This window comes from Sporolactobacillus sp. BBK16-2 (assembly GCF_059878335.1).
Genome location: NZ_CM187611.1, coordinates 678,135 through 703,303 on the forward strand (window position 1 = coordinate 678,135; position 25,169 = coordinate 703,303).

General features: G+C 43.2%; 22 protein-coding genes, 1 pseudogene and 1 riboswitch. Of the genes and pseudogenes, 19 read left to right on the forward strand and 4 right to left on the reverse strand.

What is annotated here, in order from left to right:
* The first annotated feature begins 469 nt into the window (after positions 1–469).
* From AC6F33_RS03445 to AC6F33_RS03490, 10 genes and pseudogenes are all read left to right on the forward strand, one after another.
* Positions 470–925: a VanZ family protein gene (locus AC6F33_RS03445; protein ID WP_480947829.1), complete on the forward strand. Its 456-nt coding sequence runs from the start codon at positions 470–472 to the stop codon at positions 923–925.
* Positions 926–1,049: 124 nt separating this feature from the next.
* Positions 1,050–1,247 (forward strand): hypothetical protein, encoded by a 198-nt coding sequence (locus tag AC6F33_RS03450; protein ID WP_500777730.1) that lies wholly within the window; start codon positions 1,050–1,052, stop codon positions 1,245–1,247.
* A 137-nt stretch (positions 1,248–1,384) separates the two neighbouring features.
* Positions 1,385–1,489: riboswitch (SAM riboswitch) on the forward strand.
* Between the two features lie 148 nt (positions 1,490–1,637).
* Positions 1,638–2,783, forward strand: coding sequence for an amidohydrolase (locus AC6F33_RS03455; protein WP_480947827.1), 1,146 nt, complete (start codon positions 1,638–1,640; stop codon positions 2,781–2,783).
* 32 nt (positions 2,784–2,815) lie between these two features.
* Positions 2,816–3,508 carry a PIG-L deacetylase family protein gene (locus tag AC6F33_RS03460; protein WP_500777731.1) on the forward strand — a complete coding sequence of 231 codons (693 nt, stop codon included), beginning with the start codon at positions 2,816–2,818 and terminating at the stop codon, positions 3,506–3,508.
* A 267-nt stretch (positions 3,509–3,775) separates the two neighbouring features.
* Positions 3,776–4,465 (forward strand): ribulose-phosphate 3-epimerase, encoded by a 690-nt coding sequence (locus tag AC6F33_RS03465; protein WP_480947825.1) that lies wholly within the window; start codon positions 3,776–3,778, stop codon positions 4,463–4,465.
* 215 nt (positions 4,466–4,680) lie between these two features.
* Positions 4,681–5,754, forward strand: coding sequence for a M42 family metallopeptidase (locus tag AC6F33_RS03470; protein WP_255748432.1), 1,074 nt, complete (start codon positions 4,681–4,683; stop codon positions 5,752–5,754).
* A 603-nt stretch (positions 5,755–6,357) separates the two neighbouring features.
* Positions 6,358–7,005: pseudogene (locus AC6F33_RS03475) on the forward strand (SH3 domain-containing protein); the annotation flags it as partial.
* Positions 7,006–7,356: 351 nt separating this feature from the next.
* Complete coding sequence (locus tag AC6F33_RS03480) at positions 7,357–7,959, forward strand: N-acetylglucosaminidase (protein ID WP_500778132.1); 603 nt, start codon at positions 7,357–7,359, stop codon at positions 7,957–7,959.
* A 334-nt stretch (positions 7,960–8,293) separates the two neighbouring features.
* Entirely contained in the window at positions 8,294–9,448 is a 1,155-nt protein-coding gene (locus AC6F33_RS03485) for a PucR family transcriptional regulator (RefSeq protein ID WP_500777732.1), read from the forward strand.
* Between the two features lie 107 nt (positions 9,449–9,555).
* Entirely contained in the window at positions 9,556–9,792 is a 237-nt protein-coding gene (locus AC6F33_RS03490) for a hypothetical protein (protein WP_500777733.1), read from the forward strand.
* 213 nt (positions 9,793–10,005) lie between these two features.
* Here AC6F33_RS03490 and AC6F33_RS03495 read toward each other — a convergent pair whose 3' ends face one another.
* Entirely contained in the window at positions 10,006–11,403 is a 1,398-nt protein-coding gene (locus tag AC6F33_RS03495) for an aspartate ammonia-lyase (protein WP_500777734.1), read from the reverse strand.
* 257 nt (positions 11,404–11,660) lie between these two features.
* Between AC6F33_RS03495 and AC6F33_RS03500 the strand changes: the two genes are divergently transcribed.
* The 4 genes from AC6F33_RS03500 to AC6F33_RS03515 all read left to right on the forward strand — a co-directional run bounded on the left by AC6F33_RS03500 (position 11,661) and on the right by AC6F33_RS03515 (position 16,172).
* Positions 11,661–12,131, forward strand: coding sequence for an Lrp/AsnC family transcriptional regulator (locus AC6F33_RS03500; RefSeq protein ID WP_500777735.1), 471 nt, complete (start codon positions 11,661–11,663; stop codon positions 12,129–12,131).
* Between the two features lie 63 nt (positions 12,132–12,194).
* The gene (locus AC6F33_RS03505) at positions 12,195–13,619 is read left to right on the forward strand and encodes a C69 family dipeptidase (protein ID WP_500777736.1); all 1,425 of its coding nucleotides are present in this window, start codon (positions 12,195–12,197) and stop codon (positions 13,617–13,619) included.
* Between the two features lie 140 nt (positions 13,620–13,759).
* On the forward strand, positions 13,760–14,716 hold the full coding sequence (locus AC6F33_RS03510) for a ketopantoate reductase family protein (protein ID WP_500777737.1): 957 nt from the start codon (positions 13,760–13,762) through the stop codon (positions 14,714–14,716).
* A 562-nt stretch (positions 14,717–15,278) separates the two neighbouring features.
* Positions 15,279–16,172: an AEC family transporter gene (locus AC6F33_RS03515; RefSeq protein WP_500777738.1), complete on the forward strand. Its 894-nt coding sequence runs from the start codon at positions 15,279–15,281 to the stop codon at positions 16,170–16,172.
* A 27-nt stretch (positions 16,173–16,199) separates the two neighbouring features.
* Here the strand turns inward: AC6F33_RS03515 and AC6F33_RS03520 are convergent, their stop codons facing one another.
* On the reverse strand, positions 16,200–16,439 hold the full coding sequence (locus tag AC6F33_RS03520; RefSeq protein ID WP_480947807.1) for a hypothetical protein: 240 nt from the start codon (positions 16,437–16,439) through the stop codon (positions 16,200–16,202).
* 238 nt (positions 16,440–16,677) lie between these two features.
* On the opposite strand from AC6F33_RS03520, the gene AC6F33_RS03525 reads away from it, so the two are divergent.
* The 3 genes from AC6F33_RS03525 (at position 16,678) to AC6F33_RS03535 (ending at position 20,006) form a co-directional block, all read left to right on the forward strand.
* Entirely contained in the window at positions 16,678–17,313 is a 636-nt protein-coding gene (locus AC6F33_RS03525) for an HAD hydrolase-like protein (protein WP_500777739.1), read from the forward strand.
* 175 nt (positions 17,314–17,488) lie between these two features.
* Entirely contained in the window at positions 17,489–18,856 is a 1,368-nt protein-coding gene (locus tag AC6F33_RS03530) for an aminotransferase class III-fold pyridoxal phosphate-dependent enzyme (RefSeq protein ID WP_500777740.1), read from the forward strand.
* A gap of 16 nt (positions 18,857–18,872) precedes the next feature.
* Positions 18,873–20,006 carry an iron-containing alcohol dehydrogenase family protein gene (locus tag AC6F33_RS03535; RefSeq protein ID WP_480947804.1) on the forward strand — a complete coding sequence of 378 codons (1,134 nt, stop codon included), beginning with the start codon at positions 18,873–18,875 and terminating at the stop codon, positions 20,004–20,006.
* A gap of 80 nt (positions 20,007–20,086) precedes the next feature.
* Here AC6F33_RS03535 and AC6F33_RS03540 read toward each other — a convergent pair whose 3' ends face one another.
* A complete protein-coding gene (locus AC6F33_RS03540) occupies positions 20,087–21,109 on the reverse strand; it encodes an LCP family protein (protein ID WP_255748454.1) in 1,023 nt (340 codons plus the stop codon).
* 271 nt (positions 21,110–21,380) lie between these two features.
* On the opposite strand from AC6F33_RS03540, the gene AC6F33_RS03545 reads away from it, so the two are divergent.
* Together AC6F33_RS03545 and AC6F33_RS03550 are read left to right on the forward strand one after the other, a co-directional pair.
* Positions 21,381–21,755, forward strand: a complete 375-nt coding sequence (locus AC6F33_RS03545) for an OsmC family protein (protein WP_480947803.1) — start codon at positions 21,381–21,383, stop codon at positions 21,753–21,755.
* 166 nt (positions 21,756–21,921) lie between these two features.
* Positions 21,922–23,931 (forward strand): methyl-accepting chemotaxis protein, encoded by a 2,010-nt coding sequence (locus tag AC6F33_RS03550; protein WP_500777741.1) that lies wholly within the window; start codon positions 21,922–21,924, stop codon positions 23,929–23,931.
* Positions 23,932–24,001: 70 nt separating this feature from the next.
* Here AC6F33_RS03550 and AC6F33_RS03555 read toward each other — a convergent pair whose 3' ends face one another.
* Positions 24,002–24,988, reverse strand: coding sequence for a sugar-binding transcriptional regulator (locus tag AC6F33_RS03555; RefSeq protein ID WP_500777742.1), 987 nt, complete (start codon positions 24,986–24,988; stop codon positions 24,002–24,004).
* Between the last annotated feature and the right edge of the window lie 181 nt (positions 24,989–25,169).

A 25,169-nucleotide genomic window follows, 5' to 3' on the forward strand; every position in this document is an offset into this window, starting at 1 on the left:
GCTCCGGTGTTTTTTTACACCATCGGAAGATGCGCAGCATCGTATCAATGGAAAAAACACTTATATTATGAGAAAAGTTGAACCGAAGTGAAAGGGTTAGACCGAACGTTTGAAAAGTTAGGCCGAATCCATGAAAAAATAGGCCTAATCTAGTGAGAGTTAGACCGAAAAGTAGAGGTTAGGCCGAACCGATAGAAAGTTAGACCGAACACTTGAGAAGTTAGCCCGAATCTGTGAAAAATTAGACCGAACGCTCGAAAAGTTGAACCGAATCTCCTTTTGCTTCGCAGTCGTCTTTACTTTGCACGCATTTTTTTAAAATAATCTAGTTTTTACACCTGGATTCTCTTATCTTCTACCTGATTAATTAAAAACGATTCAGTCTATAAGTTTGACAAATCGTCTTGGAATGACTAACAATACAGACAAGCAGGTTGTGATTTTCTGAGTAATATATAGGAGAGATTTAATGAAACAATTAAAAATTGCTCTCGCTAACATACTTCTAACTTTCTCCATTTTGTTCGTGTTGTATCTGACCTTAATTCCACATGGGATTATTCATACCGGGAACGTTGCCGGGACACCTGTTCAGCATTTTACTATTAATTTGAATCCGCTTGTGATCTTTAAAAATTTTCAATCAGCCTCTCTATTTTATTTTATCGTTGATGATCTTGGGAATATTATGCTGTTTTTACCCTTTGGCTTTTTTCTGGCAATGAGGTATCCGCAGTTCCATTGGGCACATGCCTTGTTTATGAGTGCTCTGTTTTCAGCGACTATTGAATGGATCCAGCTTTTCCTGCCTAACCGTATGACCGATATCGATGATGTGATTCTCAACACAACGGGAGCTGTTTTGGGTTACATGTTCTATCGATTTGTTCAGAGAGAGGAACATAGTGGGCAGGAACAGCGGTGAATGAGCTGAGCCTCCAGTCCAATGTTTAATTGTTTTGGTCAGTAAATTACTTCACGTATGCAGACAAGCAATTTCGTTTATCCTATTATTACTGCTGACATTTTAATAACAGGGAGATGATTTTGTGACCGATGAGGAACTATTGACCGAACTCGGATCAGAGGCAGTGTTGAATTATGAACGAAACACGGCACTTTTTTACCTACTTATGGAGAAAGGGATCATCACACAGGAAGAATTTGACGAGAAATTCAAGACCATCCACGAACATTTCGAAGACCACTTGAAAGGAATCTTCGGAGATGATGTAGAAACTGAGTGATTGTCGAACCACCGGCATCGATTGATTTAAAAAAATGGGTGAACTTTAATTCAAAAAAACAAATCGCATAAAAATAGTATGAATTAGTATTGACTCTTCAATGGAACTCTCGTAAGCTTTAAACATCAACTAAATAATTCTTATCTAGAGTGGGGGAGGGACCGGCCCAATGAACCCCGACAACCAGCATAGAAAACTGTGTATGGTGTTAATTCCGGCAGATTTGATCTGAGAGATAAGAAAAGTACAATCGGACGGCAATGGCGACTACTTTTCTTGTGCTCTAAGAAAAGCAGTCGCTTTTATTTTTCTAGGTGTGCTGCTTTTACAAAAAGCAGCAATATAAGAACTTAAGGTTTCTTCAAAAAATCAGTTATGAGGGGTAATAAGATGACTCAATATGAATTAGAAAGTGGGATAGAAAAGTCAACCTTAGCTTTATTTCAGTGGTTTCATCGACATCCCGAACTTGCCCTTGGTGAATTTGAGACGACAAAGAAGATTAAAGCAGTGCTTCAAGAGCACAACATTGACATTTTATCCAATCCAATGGATACAGGGGTCTTTGCGAAGATTGGCGGAAAAAAACCAGGCAGTTTGATCGCGCTGCGAGCGGACATTGATGCACTGCCGATTAATGAGGAGAGTGGTTTGGCCTATTCATCGGAACATTCAAATCGGATGCATGCATGCGGTCATGATTTTCACCTAACCAATTTACTGACGACAGCGATTGAATTAAAGAAAATTGAAGATCAGTTAAACGGAAGCATCTTACTTATTTTTCAGCCGGCTGAAGAGGTGGATCATGGGGCGGACCGAGTTGTAAATACAGGGATATTAAATGGTGTCGAGGCGATTTTCGGACTGCATGTTAATCCAGAACTGCCAACAGGTGTTGTTGGGGTCAAAACGGGGAATTTTAATGCCGCAGTGGATCGCTTTTTTGTTACGTTTCATGGGAAGGGTACGCATGCCGCTCATCCTGAAAGCGGGGATGATGTGATTGTGGCAACAGGTGAATTTATTGTTGCCGCTCAGACCATTGTCAGTCGAAATGTCAATCCGTTTGACCCAAGCGTGGTTTCAATCACACATCTTGAATCCGGAAAGACTTGGAATGTGCTGCCAAACACGTCGCTGCTTGAAGGAACCGTTCGATCCTTTGATAAAAAGGCGAGAGAAAAAATAAAAATGCGTTTGCAGAAAGTAGCAAGCGGCATTGCCGCCACTAACGAGGTCACGAGTGAATTCCAATGGGTGGACGGTGCTCCGGCCGTGGTCAATGATCAACAATTAACAAAATTCGTTGAAACGGTTGCCTTAAAAAAACATTTTGATGTTGTGCATCTAGAAGCAAGTATGGGTGGAGAAGATTTTTCTTGCTATCAACAGATCATACCGGGTACTTTTTTCAATGTAGGTGTTGGGTCAGCATATCCGGTTCATAGCAGTAAATTCAAGGCAGATCCTAAAGCATTTGAGACTTCCATACCTCTGTTTGTTGCCTTGGTGAAATCCTATTTGGAAGGATAGGCGCAGAATTACGCCAGCAAGGAGGAAGAGAGATGGGAGTCGAAGAGAAAAAAGTGATTGTTTTCATTGCGCATCCGGATGATGAAACATTTATCGGTGGCACGTTAGCCAGGTTGGTACGACAAAAAAATAGGGTTCTTGTTGTGATCGCGACAAATGGTGATAAGGGGACACATGATCGGGCGCAGACACCTGAACAAGTGACAACTATTCGACGGACTGAAATGGCACTTGCTGCCCATGTACTCGGGATTACGGTGAACTGGCTTAATTTTTCTGACGGAACTCTGTTTGCTAGAGAAGCACAACTCAAAGAGAAGGTGTTTCGGAAAATCAGATTGGAGCGACCGGATATTTTGATTACTTTTGATCCCTTTAAAAAATATGATGTTCATTTCGATCATATTACAATTGGGTGTGTTGCTTCAGAGGCGGGTTATTTGGCGGACGGCTTCTGCTATTACCCCGAACATCTGGAAGAAGGCATTGAACCTTCAAAGCCGCAGGAAACTTATCTTTTCAACACCGATGACCCTAATTATTCGGTAAATATTCGTGAGACATTCCATTTGAAAGTTCAATCGGCGGAGCAGCATGTCAGTCAGTTTGGCGGCGGCTCCTTTAAAGAACAACTTCTGCATCGAATTCGTTTGGAAGGCGGCAATGAACAGGATCTATATCTTGAATCTTTTCATAAGCTTTATTATAGTGAGCTTTTGATTTAATGTAATTTGCGATAAGTCTCTTCCTTTTATTTGTTATCCGCAGTCGAATGGATGCTTCATTTAATGTTCAGAGAGAGAAACATAGTGGACTGGCCAGTGGCAATTAATTTACCACATCCAGTTCTGAACGCCTCTGCAAATAAATAAGTGAAGAAAATATGAAAGCGCTTTACTGTGAGGGCTTTTTTATGCTACTCTTTGAGTAGGTTCAATGAGAAAACAACCACACAACTCCGCCATAGAAGCTCTTTGAAAGGAGAATGAACAATGCAAAGAAAACTTTATCCTTCAATGATGTGTGCTAATTTTAATCATCTGTCGGAAGAAACACGACTGCTGTCGCAATCGGCAATTGACGGGTTCCACATGGATATTATGGATGGGGCTTTTGTCCCGAATTTTGGGATGAGTCCGGAAGACTTTAAAACAATTTCAGATCACACAAACAAATTGCTTGATGTCCATCTGATGATTTATCATCCGGAAAATTATGTGGAAAAGTTTATTGAATTAGGAGCAAGACGCGTTTACTTTCATCCCGAAGCAACGCCGCACGCATCCCGAATTATTAGCCAAATTAAGCGGCTCGGTGCAGAAGTCGGCATTGCAATTAATCCTGGGACGTCCGTTGATTTTGTCAGTGAACTTTTACCGCTTGTTGATCAAGTGTTGGTCATGACTGTTAATCCGGGCTTTGCTGGTCAGGAGTATCTTGAATTTGTCACTGAAAAAATTAAACGATTGAATAAACTTCGCCAGTCCTGTCACTTTGAAATTGTTGTTGATGGGGCAATATCTTTAAAAAAGATTCAAGAATTGAGTTTGTTTGGCGTCACGGGTTTTGTACTCGGTACTTCTGCTCTTTTTGGAAAGAGGGAAAGCTACGGAGAAATTATTGATTCAATAAAACAGTTTCAGGAAGCTGCTGTTTTCAATGGAACAGATTTGTCTTGCTGAATGAACCTGTTGTTTTTGAACGTAAAATGCACCCGCTTTAGCGGAATTGTAACAGAATTTCATTCCCTTTTTCCACATCCTCTATTTAATAATCCCCAAAAAACAACTGAAGATGTTGTGTTCACTTGAGACGCCAAATGACCAATAGCGTCCTTTTATTTTTATGAAGGATTATAATTAATATTAGTTTTGAATTTTATTCAAGGAGCTTAATTATGGACAAAGAGCAGTCATTGAGGTTGATTGAGAAATTATCAAATGCGAATGGTGTTTCAGGCTTTGAGGATGAGGTGGCCGGCATTTTTTCTGATGCTGTACGCCCATTTGGCAAAGTTGTGGAAGACCATATGCGCAATGTGTATGTGAAGCGAAATGAAAATTCGGGAAACGGATTGGTTGTTCAATTGGACGCGCACAGCGACGAGGTTGGTTTTATGGTTCAGGCGATCAAGCCGAACGGAATGCTACGGTTTGTGACAGTAGGCGGCTGGGTCCGGGCAAACATTCCTGCTCATAAGGTGCGTGTGCGCAATCGGGAAGGTGTATATATCCCGGCGATTATTGCCAGCACACCGCCTCATTTTATGACGCCGGAAGAGCGCAATCGTCTGCCGCAGGTCGCTGATATGGTGATCGATGTTGGTGCAACTTCCGCCGAGGAGGCGGCGCATGATTTTAAAATTGATATTGGTGCACCCGTCGTGCCTGACGTTACCTTTGAGTTTCTCAGGGAAAAGGATGTGATGCTCGGGAAGGCATTCGATAATCGTATTGGGACGGCGGTTATGGCTGAGGTACTTCGCGAGTTGGACGGCACCTCTTTAAATGTGGATGTCGTGGCTTCATTGTCTGCTCAAGAGGAAGTCGGGGAGCGCGGCGCCCAGGTTGCCGTGAAGAAAGTTAGTCCTGATGTTTCCGTTGTCTTCGAGGGTGCACCGGCGGATGATACCGTCATGCCGGATTACATGATTCAGACGGGATTAAAGCGAGGTCCAATGCTGCGTGACTTTGATAAATCAATCATTGTCAATCCGCGCTTTCAAAAGTTTTGCCTGGACATTGCGAAGAAAAACGAGATCAAGGTGCAGCGTTCCGTGCGAACAGGCGGCGGCAATGACGGCGCTGTGATTAATTTGTATCAAGGTGCGCCGACCGTTGTGATTAGTGTACCGGTGCGCTATGCACATACTCCGTATTGCTTCGTTGCGTATGAAGATTTTGTCTCCGCCGTGAATTTGACCGTAGAAATTCTGAAGTCGCTGGATACAGTGGTTATTGGAGGATTTTAAGAAATAGGATTCTTGGAAGCGGGCCGATTGTGGCCTGCTTTTTTTGCGGAGGGAAGGTGAAAACAGCGTTAACCGCCTATCTGACAGTAGACGGAAAATGCACCACATCGTATCAATGGAAAAAACATTTATAATATGAGGAAAGTTGAGCCGAAGTGAAGGAGTTAGACCGAACGTTTGAAAAGTTAGGCCGAATCCATGGAAAGCTAGATCGAATGCTCGAACAGTTAGACCGAAAAGTGGAGGTTAGGCCGAATCCATGGAAAGTTAGGCCGAACACTCGAGAAGTTAGACCGAATCTAGTGAAGGTTAGACCGAACACTCGAGAAGTTAGACCGAATCCATGGAAGGTTAGACCGAAAGCTCGAAAAGTTGAACCGAATCTCCCTTTGCTGCGCAGTCCATCTTTACTGTATACTCCTTGCATTATTTTCAATAAGGGAAACTTTACATTTTATTCCTGATTTTTGTCAATCATACATAGACGCTAGGACTTTACTATGAGAAAATTAAAACTATATATTTTTGGTTCTTTGGACCTGATGAAATAGAGTTTGAGCTGCAGAAGATTGAAAGTTTATTTGGGGGGAGTCGAAAATACATATGAAAAAAATAGTAACAGGTGCACTGGTTGTGGTGCTGCTGCTTGCGTCCTTTGGCATTCCGTTAGGCGGACAAGCTCATGCGAGCAGTTCATACAGTGCTTACGTCAAAACCTATACACTGAAGGTACGAAATAAAGCGAGTAAAAAATTTAAAGTGCTGCGCACACTGAACATGGGAAATAAGGTAAAAGTGACGAGTATTCATGGTTCATATTCTCGCATCTCTTATAAGGGAACGACCGGTTATGTGCAGTCAAAACATATAAGTAGAACCAAGTTCGGCGCGTACCCTGCTTATGTGACAGCGTACACATTGAAAGTGCGCAGTAAAGCGAGTATTCATTATTCAGTGAAGCAAGTGCTCAGCATGAGCAATCAGGTGTCTGTTATAGGAAAGGGAAACAAATACGCACTGATCAGCGCAAACGGGGTAACAGGCTATGTACGGAATCAATGCCTGACGACGACTCCGTTTGCGGCACGTACTGCGTTTGTGACTTCTCCGACATTGAAAGTTCGCGATCACGCAAGCACAAAGTACACGGTACTGCGTACGGCTCGGTTCAGAGATCAAGTCCAGATCACTGGAATGGGCAAAAAATATGCTCAAGTTCAATTTGATAATGCGACCGGATATGTTCAGGCGGCTTATTTAAGCAACACACGTTCGGCGGAGATCAGTTATTTTACGACACAGTATCCATATCCACTTGATGTTGCGGTAAACCGCCAACTCAATGCATCAGCACAGACGGATAATCATTATACGATGTATGTGCCGAAGGACAGTCTTACTTTCGACGGTATTCAGTGGACCGTAAATGGGAATACAGATGTGCGAGGCGGTGCTGATGGGAGCGCGTGGATCGTCAAGCAAGTCAAGCAAGGAGCACAGCTGTCAAATGATTTGGTGAAACCGGTAGATGGAAATGATTCTTGGTTTCAGATTGGTACAAGTATGGGATGGGTCAATGCATCACCGAACGATTTGCGTTCGATGCTCGATCCAAATAGTTTTTCGAATACGTCGCCGGAATTCTATCAATTTCTGAATCTCTCAACGACAACCAGTGTAAATGCTGATGAAATTAATAACAATATTTTAAATGGAAAAGGTATTCTTGCAGGGAAAGCAGCGACGTTCATTCAAGCAGCAAGTGATCAACATATCAATGAAATTTATCTGATCGCGCATGCGTTGCTTGAAACGGGAAATGGCACATCTCAACTAGCCATTGGTCAACTGCAGGGTACGGGAACGGACGGTCAGCTGCATACGGTCTATAACATGTTCGGGATTGGTGCGACCGACGATAATCCAAATCAAGCAGGTGCGGATTTTGCGGCAAGACAAGGCTGGTTTACCCCGGAAGCAGCAATCCTCGGCGGCGCCCAATTTATCGCACAAAGTTATATTAATAGTGCGGCCTATCACCAGGACACGCTTTATAAAATGCGCTGGAATCCGGCGAATACTCAGACGGCATCGCATCAGTATGCGACTGATATTGGTTGGGCCGTCAAACAGGCACGTATCATGAATTATTATTATGGAAAACTTTCCGGCTACACGCTGCGTTTTGAGTTACCAAAGTATTAATCAGATGTAAGAAGCATTAATGTTCATTCACAAGGGCCTTTTTGGCAGATGCATTGCCGGAAGGGCTTTTTTACACCTTGGCGAAAATGAATGATTCATATGTTTTTTCTCAATAGAATCGCTTTTGAAAGCAGGCGTATTCTTTACTTCATATTGGACAGAGTCATGGGTTGGTTATATAGTGATACTATTGATATGTGTAAATTTTTCAATAACTCTGAGAACATTTTCCCCTTCTTATTTCCAATAATCTTTGAGTAATCATGTGATCTGGTGCTTTGCTTTTTAATTAGAATATCTTCTTAATTGTTTCGGATTCAAAGGAGGTTATGTGATGATTACACTTAACCATTTATTTGCGTTGCCTGAACTTGAACCGATTTGTGTTGTCGCCGGTAAAGAGGGGATGAATCGTTTGATTTCCGGTGTGAACGTGATGGAGAGCGACAGCCTTTTCGATTTTTTTAAAGAAGGTGAGCTGCTCGTGACGACAGGCATTAATATGGAAAAAGATGAGCAGAGACTTATGTCGATGATTGTAAATGTCTACGAGCATAAGGCATCCGGTGTGATTCTTAACGTTGGTCCTTACATTCCACATATTCCGGATCAAGTGCTGGAATTTGCAGATGCACATCAATTTCCGGTCTTTGACATGCCGTGGGCATACCGGGTCGCAGATTTTGTGAAAATCACAGTTCAATTTCTTGCTTCGGCGGAGCAGAATCAAGTCCGTTCAAAGCACACGCTGAACGAACTTTTGTTTCATGACGCTCCCGATTATGCCTATGTGTATAAAGAACTTGATCAGCTGGGCATTAAAACCGATCAACTATTTTCGATTATTGTTTGTTCTTTTGATTCTAAAAAGGCACCTACCTCCTCGCTTAGCTATATCGTTGAAGTAACGCTTTCTCGAAAATATCGGCTGCTGCTGTCTATACGTCATGACAATCAGCTGATTTTTCTTGCTGTTCAAATGCGTGGATCAGACCTGACGCTTGCTTCTCTTATGCAAACCATAAAAAATGGATATGATTCCCAAATAGGTATGCATCAGATGTATCTTGGCATGGGAAATGAATATCCATTAACAGAGGTCGTGAAGAGTTATCACGAAGCGTTAATGGTGCTCCGAATTACGAAGCGTCATTCGCATCTGCAAATCTATGAATACAAAGATTTAGGCGCGTATCGTATTATTATGGGCGTACAAAAGCCTCGCGTGATTGAAAATTTTTATCAGAGCTATTTAGGTGTCCTATACCGGTATGATCATCTGCATGAAACAGATCTCGTTCACTTTTTACGAGTCTTTCTTGAGGAAGACGGGCGAACGTCACTCATTGCACGTAAGGAATTTATTCATCGCAATACAGTCCTCTATAAGGTAAAAAAGATTGAATCGATTCTCGGTACAGATCTCTGTCATCCCTTTGTGAAGACCAATTTGCAACTGGCATTTATGATTGAAGACATGATTAAGTAATGTGCATTTGCTTTGTGCGAATGCACATTATTTTTTGGCTGAATGTTCATTGTATTCAATATTGGTAGGTATATCATTATATCAATTCAGAAGACATGGTGGTGTACTTGACGATTCGAACGATACTGTCCGGGCAACGCACTTGCCGATACGATTATGCATGCGCTCGGCCAAGCGGTACCGGATACGGTGATCCGTTCGAACGGGATCCAAAGAAAGTTCTTGCCGATGTGCTTGATGATTATATCTCATTGGAACGCGCGAAAGCCGAGTTCGGAGTGGTTATTGAAGGTCATGAAATTCTTTGGGATGAAACCGAGCTTCTGCGCGGTACGCATGGCTGAGTCTTAAGTTTTCGAATCAAAAGAGGACCTTGGACAGTGTGATCAGTTAGAAAATCATACTGTCCAAGGTCTTTTTTACAGTGTAAAAAAGAGTTGTAAATCCAATCAATTTCGCACATGTTTCATAATTTTAGATGAAATCACAATGGTCCACAGCAAAAACCACTGTCCTTAAATTCAAGACAGGAGTAATCGCAGGTACAAGATAAACAATTAATCAACCATCACCTGTTGATCGTATAAATGAACAAGATTTTTAGGGTTGAGCAATTTCGCTGCGGTTGCAGGAGCAAGCGGCATTTCGCGGACAATATGTTTAATAGGTATTCCTGTTTGGATCGATTGGTTAACCAACTCACATGTTTTCGTGTATCCAATAAAAGGGACGAGCGCAGTTGCTAAAACGGAGCAGTTTTCCGCTTGACTCAGGCATTTTGCTTCATTCGCTTGGATGCCGTCGATGCAGTTGACTCGAAATGTGTGCAGCGTTTTTTGCAGCAGATGTGTTGAAACAATCAGATTGCGAACGATAATCGGTTCAAATGCATTGAGCTCCAGCTGACCGGATTCGGATGCCATGGTAATGGTTGTGTCGTAACCGATGACTTGGAATGCCACTTGATTGACGAGTTCAGGAATAACCGGATTCACTTTGCCAGGCATGATGGATGAACCGGCTTGTTTTTTCGGCAGACTCAGTTCATTGAATCCGAACTGGGGACCGCTCGAAAGCAGACGCAGGTCATTCGCCATTTTTGACAGGGTTATGGAGAGCAGTTTGTAGCTATGAGAGAGCTGGACGAATGCGTCGACATTTTGAGTCGCATCGATCAGATTATCTGCTTGACGCAAGTCTTCATCTAAAATCAGGCTAAGTTTAGGAACAATGTGTTCGACATAATAAGCGGTGGCGTTGACGGAAGTGCCGATTGCTGTGCCCCCGAGATTCAATGTCTTTAAAGCTTCTCGGCTGCGAGTGAATTCCGATAAATGGCGTCCAATAGCTGCGGCAAACGCCTTAAATGTGCTGCCAACCGTTGTCGGCAGTGCATCTTGCAATTGTGTGCGCCCAAGTTTTATAACATGTTCTAAAGCATCCGCTTTGCGGAGCAAGCTGCTCAGCAGATCCTCAATTTCCAAAGAAAGCAAACGGGTCAGTTGTAGAAGTGCCAACTTGCTTGCGGATGGGAACACATCATTTGTCGACTGGGATTTATTCACGTCATCGTTCGGATGGACGAGGCAGTAATCTCCCTTACGTCCGCCCAACCATTCAATCGCCCGATTAGCGATGACTTCATTTGCATTCATATTAATGGACGTTCCCGCACTTCCTTGAATCGGCGGGACAATAAAATGAGCGTCAAATTGCCGATCCAAAATTTCATCGCAAGCACGCGCGATCGCATCTTTCTTTTCCTTGGTTAGCTTCCCATCTTCATAATTAACGAGTGCAGCCGCCTTTTTGATTTGTGCCAGTCCATTGATTAGTTCGACATCAAGTTTTTCTGATGTTACATCAAAATTTTCCCTTGCCCGCAGTGAGTGAATACCATAATATGCGAATTCAGGGACCTGCTTCGTACCGAGCGAATCTTTTTCGTTTCTCACGAACTCATTCCTCCAATTCATGTCATCCTGCACGTTAAAAATAGTTGAAAAGGAACGAGATTGCTATACTTGCGCGTGAACTCCTTGATTAAAAAAAATCCTAGACAATTAATTTAACGAAATAAATTTTAGTGTCAAATAAATTAACAAAATAACGAGCAAATGTCATGAAATCTGACTATGACTTTTGCTTTCTTTTTGATTCACTAATATAATAAATGCGGATAAGGATGATAAGAAGGAGCTGGACTGCCCGAATGGACGCGATTGATCGCAAAATACTGAACCGGCTGCAGCAGAATGCACGTGTGTCGATTAAAGCATTGGCAAATGAATGTTTTATCTCGTCGCCGACGATATCGGCACGTATTCATCAGATGGAGAAACAAGGAATAATTAAAAATTACTATACGTTGATTGATTACAAAAAAATGGGTTATCACATCAAGGCATATGTCAATTTGAAGGTTGAGCCGAGCGATAAACACGAATTCTATAAATATATTGAGAAAATTCCTAATGTACTTGAATGCGATTGTGTTTCCGGTGAATTTGCGATGCTGATCAAAGTCGTTTTCGAGAGTACGGAACTGCTTGATTCGTTTATTAATGAACTGCAGCGGTTTGGCAAAACGAATACACAGATTGTGTTTTCAACACCTGTGATTGTCCGCGGAATTGAACTCGATTCTTTCGAAGGCCATGAATTTCCACACAAACAAAATTGAGTTAAGATAGTAGTAAGTTTATGAGTTACTTGCAACTTAATTTGTGAATAAAGGGATGGCATAATGCAGAATAATTCACACGCGGCCTGTACAACAGTACTGGTCGGCAAGGGCGCGACACTCGATGGGTCAACGATGATTGCACGGAATGGAGACAGCTATGAAGTGCTCGTTCCGAAAAAGTTCACGGTGCATCCGCATCAAGTGCTCGAAAAAGAGGAGACCTATGTGTCGCCGAGCAACCGCTTCACAATCACCTTGCCAAAGGAACGCTATCGTTATACGGCGATTCCCGATCGAGAGGAACGTTATGTTACGTTTGAAGATGCGGGGATTAATGAGAGAAATGTCGGCATGAGTGCGACGGAAAGCATTTACGGTAATCCGCGTGTGCTGGGCTATGATCCGCTCGTTGAAAATGGAATTGCCGAGGATTGTATGGTCACGGTTGTGCTGCCGTATATCAATTCGGCGCGTGAAGGTGTGCAAAGACTCGGGGCGATTGTTGAAAAATATGGTGCTGCCGAGTCCAATGGCGTCTTGTTCTCAGACAAGGACGAAGTCTGGTATATGGAAATTGCAACCGGTCATCAATGGGTTGCTCAACGCATTCCAGATGATTCCTATGCGGTGGTTGCCAATCAGACGGCAATTCAAGAAATTGATCCCTATGATAAGGACAATTTCCTTCTGGCGACCCATTTGATTGATTTTATTGAAAAGCATCATCTGAATAACGGCTTTGACACGATCAACTTCCGGAGTATTTTCGGACGGCAAAATGTATTTGACCGTCATTACAATACGCCGCGCGTCTGGTATGGTCAAAAATATTTGAATCCGGAAATCGAACAGGATCCGATGTCGAATGATCTGCCATTCCTGTGCAAGGCAAGCAGAAAAATCGGTGTTGATGACATTGCCTATATTCTAGATTCGCACTATCAGGAAACGCCTTTCGATCCATTGGGCAGCGGAAGCGAGGCAGAGCGGACCACTTTCCGCGCGATTTCATTAAATCGAACTCAAGACTCGCATATCTTGCAAATCCGTCCTGATGTTCCGGATGCATTCGCGGGCATTCAATGGGTGTCGCTTGCCGGCACATTCAGTCCTTATGTGCCTTTTTATACGAACATTACATCAGTGCCGGAATCATACGAAGTTACGCCGATGAAGCTGTCTCTTGATTCGGCATACTGGCTGTATAAAACGATTCCGGTCATCGTTGAACCGCATTACAACGCCTTTCTCAAACAGGTGCTTGATTATAAAGAACATCTGTACAGTAAATTTCTTGGGAAGATCGCTGAGACCGACGAAGCGGCAAAAAATACGAGTCAAGACAATGTGGTAGATGTTCTGAATGAGGCAAGCAGCGAAAATGCCGAGCTCGGGTTAAGCGAGACGCGCGCGCTCTTGCAAGACTTGACGACGCAATCCATGAGTATGTCGAAACTGACGTTTAATATGGATAAGAATTTGTGAAATTTGAACAAATAAGACGTATAAAAGAGTGGCTACTTTTTCCTTAGTGGCTGCTCTTTTTACACCACTCGATTTAGAGTATTATTGTATTTAGAAATAGTTACAGACAAGCTGAGATACAGATGAGTGGAGGAATCAAAATGAAAATTACAGTGATTGGTGCAGGAGCAATGGGACTCAGATATGGAGTGCTTCTGCAAGAAGCAGGTAACGACGTCGATTTTGTGGAGCCGTGGAAACCGAGTTATCAGGCGATTCGCGAACAAGGCGGCGTCTATGTTTCTCGCGACCATCAGAATCAGCATTTGGTACCGGTTGATGTTTTCCTGCCTGCTGAATATGCGCAGACTCCGGATCTGGTGATTTTATTTACAAAACAGATGCAGTCCGAAGAAGCGATGCAGGCTTGCCAGCATTTTATTGGCGAGCACACCTATGTTTTGACGAATCAAAACGGGATCGGTTCGGTGGATGAGATTCGCAAGTATGTGCCTGATGAACGCATTATTGCAGGGATTGCGTTAATCGCGACTGTTCTTGACGCACCGGGAAAAGTAGATTTCATGGGTGCAAAGGGTGCGGCACATACGCAGCTGGTGAATGTCACGGAAAAGCCCGATGCGTTCACACATGAGGTCGTCCGAGAATTTGAAAAGGCGGGTATGAATCCGACGCTTCAAACCAACTACATGGGAACGCTGTGGTCTAAACTGCTCATGAATTCGGTCATCAACACGTTGTGTACATTGATGGATATCACGATGGGCGAATATGTTGCCTATTCTGGAGCGGATGATTTGTCTCGTCGATTGATCGATGAAGGCTATGCTGCGGGCGTTGCCGATGGAGTAAAATTTATGCAAAGTCGAGAAGAAATGCTGCAGATCATTGACCATGAAAGCTCGCAAGTGAACCCGCTCCATCATCCGTCTATGTATCAGGATATGGTTAATAGCCGTCCGACTGAAGTTGATTATATAAATGGTTATATTGTGAAGACCGCGAAGAAGCATGGCATGGAAGCGAAAAGTCACGAAATGCTCGTAGACTTGTTGCATTTGGCGGAAAGTGCAAAACAGTTGAAAACAAATGTATGAAACCAATGGCGTTGACTAAAAAACGGTTTCCATTTAAATAATGGGAACTATTTTTTTCAAGATAAGAAAGTATGAGATTTTGCCCCGCCGACACGACAATAAGGTCATAAGCTGCTGATTCCCAATCCCCACTGATCGGTTGGGCGATCAGGTAAGGTTCAATCTGATGATTAGACGGAAAAATTACCCTTATTTAGAAAATGAACGAAAAAAAAGCTTAAATAGACGGAGAAATTCCGCTTATCGAATTGAAAAATGTGAAAATAGAGGATTTTTCTTTGCATAAGCGGAAAAATTACCCTTATTTGCCCGCGAAACAAGCTCAAGGTGCAAATAACCGGAATATCTCCGCTTATTTTTTTTGTTATTTAATGAAGAACCAGAATGCTTCATGCAACGCGAAAGCCACCGCATCCTGCGGAAGTAAGGATTGGGCGCTTCTTGCCCGGTTTTTCTTAGCACTTGCATTTTAGTATGCTTGTATTGATCTTTCATACGGTAACCAAGTAAAATGAATGAGTAATTCATTGAAACCATGGACAGCAGAGAGAGGGAACAGATTGTGCGTATTTTTTTCGATGTGATTTTGCCGGTGTTTTTAATTTTTCTCAGCGGGTTTATTCTACAGAAAATTTTCAAACTAGATATTAAGCCGATCTCGACGCTCGCCGTCTATCTGCTGCTCCCGTTTCTTGTTTTTGATATCTTTTATACAACACCTATGAATCTTAGTTTCTTCTATATTGCAGCAACCGCTCTGATGATTATGCTGCTGTTAATTGTTGTCGGTATCATTGCAGGACACGTCCTCCACTACAGTAAAAGTGAAACGAACGCGTTTTTACTCTCTACCATTTTTGCAAACAGCGGCAACTACGGTGTGCCGATTATTTTATTTGCCTTTGGGAAACAAGGTGTGGTGTACGCGATGCCTCTGATGATTTTCCATGCAATTCTGATGGGCTTTGTCGGCATCTATATTGCCGCAAATGGAAAAGGCAGTGCAAAAATGGCATTTTACACCGTCCTCAAGCAGCCGATGAATTACGTTATTCTTCCGGCTATACTTCTGCAAACGTTTCACATTCACATTCCGACAAATTTTATGCAAAGCATCGAACTCGTGAGCAGCACATCGATTCCGATTATTATGATTATCCTCGGTATGCAGCTGGCCAATGTAACTGTGCATAATATGAACTGGGGGCGTATTGGCCTAGCTACCTTCATTCGGCTTGTGATATCCCCGGTGATCGCGTTCCTCGTTTGTCTGCTGTTTCCCATTGATCCACTGCTTCGAAACGTCATTATCGTCATGGCCGCGATGCCGAGTGCAGCGAACACAACATTATACGCGATTCAATTCAACGCACATCCTCAATTTGTTTCCAGCTGTACGCTCATTACAACCGTGATCAGCGCTTTGTCGCTCGATTTGCTGCTGGGGTGGTTTTGACCACTGCATGATCCTAAGTTCACAAATCTATTTTTGTATTTCCGACCTTATTTTATAGGAAGGCTGACAAATTTTATTCGTTTCGTCTTTGTTTATGACAACTTGAATGATTTTCTGATAAGCTGTATTGAAAAGAATGGTAAGAATATCTCGGACATTCTTGTTCAGTTTGCGGGCAATCTCACCAGAATGAAGCGGTCTTTGTTCCTGTTTGAGCAGGGTAACGATATCTGAAACTAGTTCGTTTGACGGTTGTATTTGGCGCATCAAAGTCAGCTCCTTTTGCACTATACGATCTCTACTCTCTAGTATTCATAAAATGAGTAAAAAAATCGTGATGAAAAAGTCATGATCTAAGTCGCTTTTGTGTTGCTTTTCTGTGAAATCAGAATAATGGTCATAGGTCCTTGAGCTTAATAATTGGAACTGAAGGCCATTTGAGTTAGGAAGCAGTGACACGGAACATAATAAATATCGGCACGAAAATCCATGAATAGAGGTCTTTATGATGCTTAGAGCAGTCCTTTTTGATTTTGACGGAACCTTAGCGGATTCTAAAGAAGCATTTCTTTCAGCATACAACCAATTAGCTGGTCGGCATCACTTCCAAAAAATGACGTTGGCGATTTTCGATTCATTAAAGTCACGATCAATGAAGGAACGCTGTGCGGCGCTCGGCATTTCGTTTTATAAAATCCCTTTTCTTGTCGGAGAACTGTCTAAGCTGTATCAAGATTCACTTAAGAGTATCCCTTTGATTGAAGGCGTGCGGGAGATGCTGCAGGAATTGAGCGACTCCGGCTATACTTTAGCAATTTTATCTTCAAATGAAGAAAAAAATATTCGCTCGTTTTTAACGATGCATGGACTGGACTGCTTTTCAACAGTGATGTGCTCGAAAAAGCTGTTTGCGAAGGATCGGCTGATGCACCGTTATTTAAGGAGCAGCCAATTGACTGCTGATCAGGTCGTTTATATCGGCGATGAGGAACGTGACATTTTGGCGAGTCGAAAGTGCGGTATTCGTGTCATGTGGGCAGCCTGGGGTTTTGACGGAATCGAAAATGTTCGAAGGGCAGGACCGGATTTTATTGCCGCTCACCCGGCTGATGTGCTGCGCATTGTCCGTGAACTGCCATGAACCCTTGATTGAGTTAGATAAAACGGATTGCGGTTAACTTAAAAAAAGGGTTATCGTCAATGAAATTGATTTGTGCAACTGCATAATTTTTTTCGTTTTTATGCTGCTTGTTTTCCGTTTCCTGTGCTTTATAGTGAAATTTAAAGGATCAGTCACTAGAGAGAGGCGGGTTATTATGGAAAAAGTGAACGTTACACAAATCAAGCAGGACGACCAAAAATACGTGCTGCATTCATGGTCAAAGCAGAGGAATGTTCATCCAAAGGTGATTCAAAAAGGCGAGGGGATTTTCTTTTGGGATGAAGAGGGAAAGAAGTATTATGATATGTGTTCCCAGCTCGTGTATTTGAATGTCGGGCACAGTCACCCGAAGTTGATGGATGAATTTAAGCATATCGGCGAGATTCCGCTTGCATCACCCGGTTTTGCGACGGCATCAAAAGCAGAACTTGCAAAGAAAATTATCGAAGCTGCACCAAGCAGCATGGCGAAAGTCTTTTTCGCAAACGGCGGTGCGGACTCAAATGATCATGCGGTAAAAATTGCGCGAATGGTTACCGGGCGTTATAAAATTTTTTCGCGTTATCGTTCTTATCATGGCGCAACATTCGGTGCAGGCAATCTTTCCGGTGAGGGGCGCCGGTTTGCTGTTGAGCCAGGGCTTCCGGGCTTCATTAAGTTTGATACCCCCTATTTATATCGTGAGTTTCTCCATTTCGAGAGTGAAGAAGCGGTCTCCGACTATTATCTGGATCGGTTGAACAATCAGATTCTGTATGAGGGACCGGAGCAGATCGCTGCGATTTTCATGGAACCGATCCCCGGAAGCAATGGTGTGCTTGTGCCTCCAAAAGGGTATCTGGAAGGTATCCGAGAGCTGTGCGACCAATATGGCATTTTGATGATCTGTGACGAAGTGATGTCCGGGTTCGGTCGCACGGGAAAAATGTTCGCGGTTGATCATTTTGATTTCGAGCCGGATATGATGACGTTTGCGAAGGGTGTCACATGCGGCTACAGTCCGCTTGGCGGCGTGATCGTCAATCAAAAAATAGCCGACTATTTTGACGATCATGTGCTGATGACAGGTCTGACGTATAGTGGACACACGGTATCGACTCAGATCGGCTGCCGGACGATGGATATTTACAAAGAAGAGCATGTGATCGAGCACAGCGCGGCGATGGGCAACATTCTTGCGGCTCGTCTTGAGAAGCTGCGCCGTTTTGATTCGGTCGGCGATGTGCGCTATATCGGACTCTTTGCGGCGGTTGAGCTTGTTAAAGACAAAAAAACAAAGGAACCTTTGATCGCATACGGCATGGATTATGGGAAAGATAAGGTCGGCCTGATGTCCACATTCATCAGCATGTTGAGTGAATATGGATTTTACACCTATTCTCATGAGTCAAGCGTCATCATTGCACCTCCGCTTATTATTAGTGAAGAAGAACTTAATGAAGCCATGAATCTGTTTGAAGATGTGTTACGGCATTTTGAAGACCATGTCCTATTTGTTGATCAAACGGTTGGATTGAAATGAAAAGAAGGTGACATATGTGGAGAATTTTTATTATAAACAACCGGTACCCATTAACTTCGGCTTCGGAAAACTCAGCCGGATGCCGGAAATTCTGGCTCAAATGAATCTGGATCGCGGCTTGTTAATCAGCGCGCCGTCGATGGTACGCGCTGGAATCGCACAGCGTGTCATGGAGCAATCGGGCGGACGCATTATTGGAGTTTTCTCAGATATTCAACCGAACCCGACCGTCTTAAATACGGACGCGTGTGCAGCGATGCTCCGCAAAGATAAATGCACCTTTGCGATCGCGCTCGGCGGGGGAAGCGTCATGGATTGTGCGAAGGCAGCGTGTTTTGTTGCCGGGACACCATACAGTGCGGCAGATTTTCTTTCGGGTGAGCGGAAGATCGATCATGCGGGGATTCCGCTGATTGCTGTTCCGACAACATCCGGAACGGCAAGTGAGGTGACGACGGCTTCGGTATTGACCGATACGGAGCGCGGAGTCAAAGCATTGCTGGCAAGCGATTATCTCTATCCGGTCTATGCGCTTGTTGATCCGGAATTAACGATGACCTGTCCGCCAAGGGTGACGGCTGCGAGCGGATTTGATGTGCTCGCACATTCGCTAGAGGCCTATTACGGCAAAAAGCATCAGCCGCTGACCGATCTTGCGGCAGAACGTGCAGCGACACTTGTTTTTGACAATCTGCTCACTGCGTACCGTGAGCCGGACAATCAAGAAGCACGAGCAAAAATGAGTGAGGCGTCGGTAACGGCAGGCCTTGCATTCGGCATCACTCAAACGGCTGCAGCACATGCCTGTTCCTATCCATTGACTCAGGACTATGGAATTCCCCATGGGGATGCATGCGCCTTTACTTTACCTTCTTTCTGGAGGCTGAACAGCAGCGAAGGCCCAGAAACAGAACGGCTGCAGGCATTCAGTAAACGGTTGGGGTTTAAGGACAGTGCTGCGCTGGCCGATCGGATGGATATGATGAAAAGGGAAATGAAGCTTCATACAACGTTGGAAGAAGCGGGTATTAATTCTGCAGATCTTGATGATTTGGTGAGCAAAAGCTTTGCACCGAACATGAGCAATAATCCGGTTGAGATAACAAAAGAGCGTTTGAAGAGTATCTATCAAAATTTATCCGAAAAATAAAGTCGGGATGGATGATCCCGGCTTTATTGCTCTAATAAAAGAGCCGTTTCGCAAAATGCGGAACGGCTCTTTTATTTATTTTAATTCGAGAAATATTTCTTAATCGTTGTCTGAAGCTCGTTCTTGTTCAGAATGATTTGGCTGTTGTTAGCCTTGAGCAGATCATCATACATGGTGGCACTGCTTCCCTTAACTTGGCGGTATTTGATCTGACTTTCCGGATGAAAGTCGCCTTTGACACCAAGCCCCACACTGACCATATCTTCTGTAGACATGTTGGTCGCAACCAAAAATTTAGACAGTGAACGGGAAAGGGCAGGCAGTCGAGTGACATTTGACGGCTGCATTATTTTTTTGGCGATACCGATCAGCGCAGCTTGCTGCAACTGTTGGCGTCCGTAGTCAGTGCCGGGCAATGAATAACGTTCGTGGGTAAGTTCAGCGGCCATTTCACCGTTCACCGTGTGAACACCTGGTGCAAAGGTTTTGCCTGCGTTTCTCTTATACCAGGGATGGGTGAGCGTCACCTTGAATGGCAGGTTTATATCAATACCGCCGAGTGCGTCAACCATATATTGCAGCCCCCAATAGTTAGTTTCGGCATAGTAGTGAATCGGAACACCGGTGAGATTAGACACGGCTTGTACGGCTGAAACAATTCCTTTTTTTTCGCCTTGTTTTACTTGCGAAATATACTGTACGCTGGTCAGCTTCGTATAGCCGTAGCCTTGCATGTATACACGCGTGTCTCGCGGAATGCTCAGCATATTGTATGTATGATTGTTCAGATCAGCGTGGATCAAGACCATCGAATCCGTATGGCTCGCCGTGTTGCCCTTTCGTGCATCCGATCCGATCAGCAGTACATTGAATGTGCCGGCTTTTTCTTTATAGTTGCTTGTGCTTTTCGAAGTGCCGCCGACGGTTTTAAGATTATTAAAATGGTTTTCCGGTTTGAGACGATGATATTCAAAGAATCCATAAGCCGTTCCTGCGATCAGCAGGAGTGCGAGACTCAACAAAACGATACGAAGAACGCGATGATGTTTTCTTGATTTTCTAAGTGTACTTCTTGAGTTGCCCGATTCATTTTTTCTAACCATGTTTTTCTCCTTTTAACTGTCGAAATCGTTCAGAAGTGAACGGTGTGCGAAGAAATGCTGCGGCAGAGAAGCAGTTGGTCATCCACCGCTCGGCTTACTTCCATACCATTCCAATAGTATAGCAAAATTTCGACTTTTTTTTCAGAATGTGTTGAAAAAAAGTTACCGTATTTTTAATATATTGCGTTCGAATGCCTGCTCATATTGACATGAATCCAGCCATACAATTGAGTAAATGCAAAAAAAGAACGATTTTTCGGAGGCGGCAGATATGGAACTGATTCAACCTTCTGAGACCCTGGAGCTTGTTCATACGCGTGGAAATTGGTCGATCAGCCAGGAGACCGGCTTTTCACCCGTCCAGCTTATCGCAGCATCAGCGGCTGCTTGCAGCACGTACGTGTTTGAAAAGCTGCTTGACGAACGCGGCATTCCCTACGAACTGAAAAAAGTTTTGTTTGATTATCAACTCGGAGTATATTATCCGAATCCAGTCGCAAAGATCGACGTCCAATTTTTTATCAAAGCAAATGCACGCGTACGTAAGGAAATTGAACATGTGTTTTATCAGATCGCAGAAAATTGTCCGGTTATTCAATCCCTGCACCCGCGCGTTAAAATTAATGAATCCATTATTTTTAATTAAGTTGAGAGTAAACGATGATGACGAACATTCAATAAATGGGAAAAGTTGAAAGAAAATCTTAATGAATCGTAAATTATTATTATAGTAATATGAAATTATTATTACAAAACCTCCTTCTGTTTCCGATATATTAATAAGAGCGAAAGGAAGGGGTTTTTGTCGAATAATGTCAAAAAAGAAAAAACAATTTCATTTCCACTTTGTTCAAGTGAATTTGCGACGCGTATTAATTACCGCTGCGGTTTGTTTTACCATCATTCCAGCAACGATAGTAGGCACATTTTCTTTTATAAACGCGAAGAATGCCGTAACGGCGCAAATGGAGGACAGTGCGAAAAATAGTGTGACACTGCTCAATCAAAACATTACCCAAATGATTGATAAAGAAAAAACAAGACTGGATTATTTATCCACTCACGTGTCGGCCGCCAACATGACAGGTGGAGGCAATCGTGAGATTCTGGATACGTTGTTGTCCCAACAGCAATCAGACAGTGGCCTTGCTCAGGCTTATGTCGGCGATAAAAAGGGTCACTATGTGTATACACCGCAGTCACTAATCAAACCGAACAACTATAATCCTGCAAAACGACCATGGTTCGAAAGCGCAATGGCGAATCCGCACCATATTGTTGTCAACGAACCTTATCAATCGGAACTAGTGAAGGATTATGTAGTGTCATTGTCGGAAACGACTACGGATGGAGAAGGCGTGGTCGGATTAGATCTAAAACTGGATGATGTTCAAAAGATTTCCAATGAAGTAAACATCGGTCAAAAAGGCTATGCGTTTATTATCAGCAGTGATGGAAAAATCGTAGCCCATCCAAGCCTCAAGCCCGGCGTTACAGTTCCTGATAAGCTATTACTTAAACGTGTGAAACAATCGGGTCATGGCGCATTCAACTCAGTTTATAAAGGGGTGCGCAAACAAGATATTTACGTCACGAATAAAGATACAGGCTGGGTGATTGTCGGATCACTGCTCCACAGCGAAGTGGAAGGAAATACAAACAGCATTCTCTGGAACTCCATCATTGTCGGGGGCATCACAGCAATTATCGCGGCGCTGATTGCATTAGTTGCCATCATATGGATCATTCGTCCGATTAAAAATTTAATCAGTGTAGCAAAGAAGGTTGCAAATAAGGATCTCACTGCTTATGCAAATACGGATGGATTTGAGGAATTTAAACATTTGGGAATCGGATTCAACCAAATGATTGATTCACTAAGCGATGTCTTGTCACATGTGGATGAAAAAGCGACTGCGCTCGCCTCTTCCTCTGAAGAACTGACAGCTTCAACAGAAGAGAATAAGGCCACATCTGATGAAGTTGCCCATTCCATTCAGGATATCGCAGCCGGTGCTCAAGATCAAAATGAGAAAGTGGATGCTTCGAAACAAAACGTTACGGCTATTTATAAAGAAATCGAGAATATTTTGATGAAGGCGGGTACACTTCGTGATAAATCGGATGCAGCAATGGGTACCGTAAACAGTGGAAAAGTTTCGTTGAACCAGGTAACCGGACAGATTAAAAACATTCGATCAACAAATAATAAGGTTACTGGTGAGCTGAATGATTTGGTTGAAAAGATGGAATTAATCAATTACACAAACAGCTTAATTAACGATATTGCCGCACAGACGCACCTTTTGTCATTAAATGCGGCGATCGAAGCGGCACGTGCCGGTGAACAAGGTAAGGGATTCAGTGTCGTCGCGGCAGAAATTCAGAAGCTGGCGAACCAATCTTCAGATTCCTCGAAGAAGATTGCTGAAATTGAGGATTCTATTCTGGAAAAGGTACGCGAGCTTGTGCAATCGATGCAAACTAGTACTGAGCAAGTTGATCAAGGCATTATTGTCGCGGATGAAGCGACAAAGACATTCACATCTATTGAAGAGACGGTGACATCTGTGTCAGAAGCGGCGAATGAGGTCAACCATTCTGTACAGACGATATCAGGGGCTACCGGAGAGATTGTCAATCGCATTGATGACATTGCGCATTTGTCGGAAACCGCAAGTGGGTTGACAGAAAATGTCTCCGCAGCAGCAGAACAACAATCCGCGTCTATGGAAGAAATTGCACACAATGCAACAAGTCTGTCAGCGCTGGCTGATGAACTGAGACAGATTGCCTCACAATTTGTGATTAACAAGAATTAAGAATATAAACGATACAGGCTGATCGATTAAAAATAAAGTTTAAAAAGAGCCAAAGATCTCGATTTTAGGATCATTGGCTCTTTTTCTCATTCATTTGTTCTTGATTTACCTGTTCTAGTAAGCCGTCAGCTGTCTCTTCCGTTGTAATCAGTACATTAATATGGCCGCCATTTAATGCGCCAAGGATACCGGAGATCTTCTCTTCAGACTCTGCAACGCCGATTGTATAACGTGTTCTGTGCAGAATATCCAGCGGGATTGAGAGGGTCCGGTCTGAGAGATGTGTTTGCACTTCATTGCCGTCCCGATCATAAAAGCGGGAACATAGATCGCCCACTGCGTGCTCTGCCTTGAATTTCTCAACGGAGCTGTCACTGTAGAATGCGCGCCACGTTGAATGACCAGTACTGTTGATTGACCCTATGCCAATCAATGCGACACTGATGTTGTTCCACATGTTCGCAATCTCTTTATAGTATTGTGTCTGCATCCAGTCACTTTTCATTGACGGCTTCTCAACGATTGCTGGGACATCAATCATTAATGAGCGTCCCTTAAGTTTTTCTGCCGCTTGATAACAAATTGTATTGACGTGATACCGGCTTTCGAGTTTTCCTGCCGGACCGCCCACCATAGGCACACAAAAAATGTTTTGGTGTACATCCATCGGATCGAGCGCTTCAACAGTTGCTGCAAGGCTGCTTCCCCAGGAAAAGCCGATCACATCATTATCTTCAAGAACAGAATCGAGAAATTTTGCAGCAGCCTGACCAATTGCCGTAAGCTTTACGGAAGTGGGCTGCTGGTGGTCGACAGGAATCACGATCGCTTTTTTCAAATGAAAGGTTTTCTCTAATTTTTCCGCTAGTGACAGGTCATTCAGATCATAGTTAATGGTTATCTTTACAATACCCTCTTCTCGAATTTTCTTGAGAATTCGGCTGATTGATGTTCGATTGATACCGGTCTTTTGAGCAATCTCATTTTGGGTCAGATTCTGCTCATAGTACAGCTGAGCAATCTGAATATATTTTTTTTTCGTTTCTACGTTATCCATTTCATCACCTCATCGAGCACAAATGGTCAACTTTATTGAAAATGTGCATATAACTACCCATTTATTATATTCCAAGATCTACTATTTGTAAAATGTTCATAATAGCTTTGAACCTATTATTTGATGTTCTTTTTTTTTTTTGCAGAAGCTTTGATTTTCCTAGGAATACGATTAAAATAGA

Excerpts from the sequence above, each read along its gene's own strand:
- AC6F33_RS03545 (WP_480947803.1), top strand. The coding sequence starts at position 21,381 with ATGGAACTGATTCAACCTTCTGAGACCCTGGAGCTTGTTCATACGCGT.
- AC6F33_RS03510 (WP_500777737.1), top strand. The coding sequence starts at position 13,760 with ATGAAAATTACAGTGATTGGTGCAGGAGCAATGGGACTCAGATATGGA.
- AC6F33_RS03520 (WP_480947807.1), bottom strand. The coding sequence starts at position 16,439 with ATGCGCCAAATACAACCGTCAAACGAACTAGTTTCAGATATCGTTACC.
- AC6F33_RS03505 (WP_500777736.1), top strand. The coding sequence starts at position 12,195 with ATGCAGAATAATTCACACGCGGCCTGTACAACAGTACTGGTCGGCAAG.
- AC6F33_RS03485 (WP_500777732.1), top strand. The coding sequence starts at position 8,294 with ATGATTACACTTAACCATTTATTTGCGTTGCCTGAACTTGAACCGATT.
- AC6F33_RS03540 (WP_255748454.1), bottom strand. The coding sequence starts at position 21,109 with ATGGTTAGAAAAAATGAATCGGGCAACTCAAGAAGTACACTTAGAAAA.
- AC6F33_RS03525 (WP_500777739.1), top strand. The coding sequence starts at position 16,678 with ATGATGCTTAGAGCAGTCCTTTTTGATTTTGACGGAACCTTAGCGGAT.
- AC6F33_RS03445 (WP_480947829.1), top strand. The coding sequence starts at position 470 with ATGAAACAATTAAAAATTGCTCTCGCTAACATACTTCTAACTTTCTCC.
- AC6F33_RS03500 (WP_500777735.1), top strand. The coding sequence starts at position 11,661 with ATGGACGCGATTGATCGCAAAATACTGAACCGGCTGCAGCAGAATGCA.
- AC6F33_RS03555 (WP_500777742.1), bottom strand. The coding sequence starts at position 24,988 with ATGGATAACGTAGAAACGAAAAAAAAATATATTCAGATTGCTCAGCTG.
- AC6F33_RS03550 (WP_500777741.1), top strand. The coding sequence starts at position 21,922 with ATGTCAAAAAAGAAAAAACAATTTCATTTCCACTTTGTTCAAGTGAAT.
- AC6F33_RS03470 (WP_255748432.1), top strand. The coding sequence starts at position 4,681 with ATGGACAAAGAGCAGTCATTGAGGTTGATTGAGAAATTATCAAATGCG.
- AC6F33_RS03480 (WP_500778132.1), top strand. The coding sequence starts at position 7,357 with ATGCTCGATCCAAATAGTTTTTCGAATACGTCGCCGGAATTCTATCAA.
- AC6F33_RS03530 (WP_500777740.1), top strand. The coding sequence starts at position 17,489 with ATGGAAAAAGTGAACGTTACACAAATCAAGCAGGACGACCAAAAATAC.
- AC6F33_RS03455 (WP_480947827.1), top strand. The coding sequence starts at position 1,638 with ATGACTCAATATGAATTAGAAAGTGGGATAGAAAAGTCAACCTTAGCT.
- AC6F33_RS03465 (WP_480947825.1), top strand. The coding sequence starts at position 3,776 with ATGCAAAGAAAACTTTATCCTTCAATGATGTGTGCTAATTTTAATCAT.
- AC6F33_RS03460 (WP_500777731.1), top strand. The coding sequence starts at position 2,816 with ATGGGAGTCGAAGAGAAAAAAGTGATTGTTTTCATTGCGCATCCGGAT.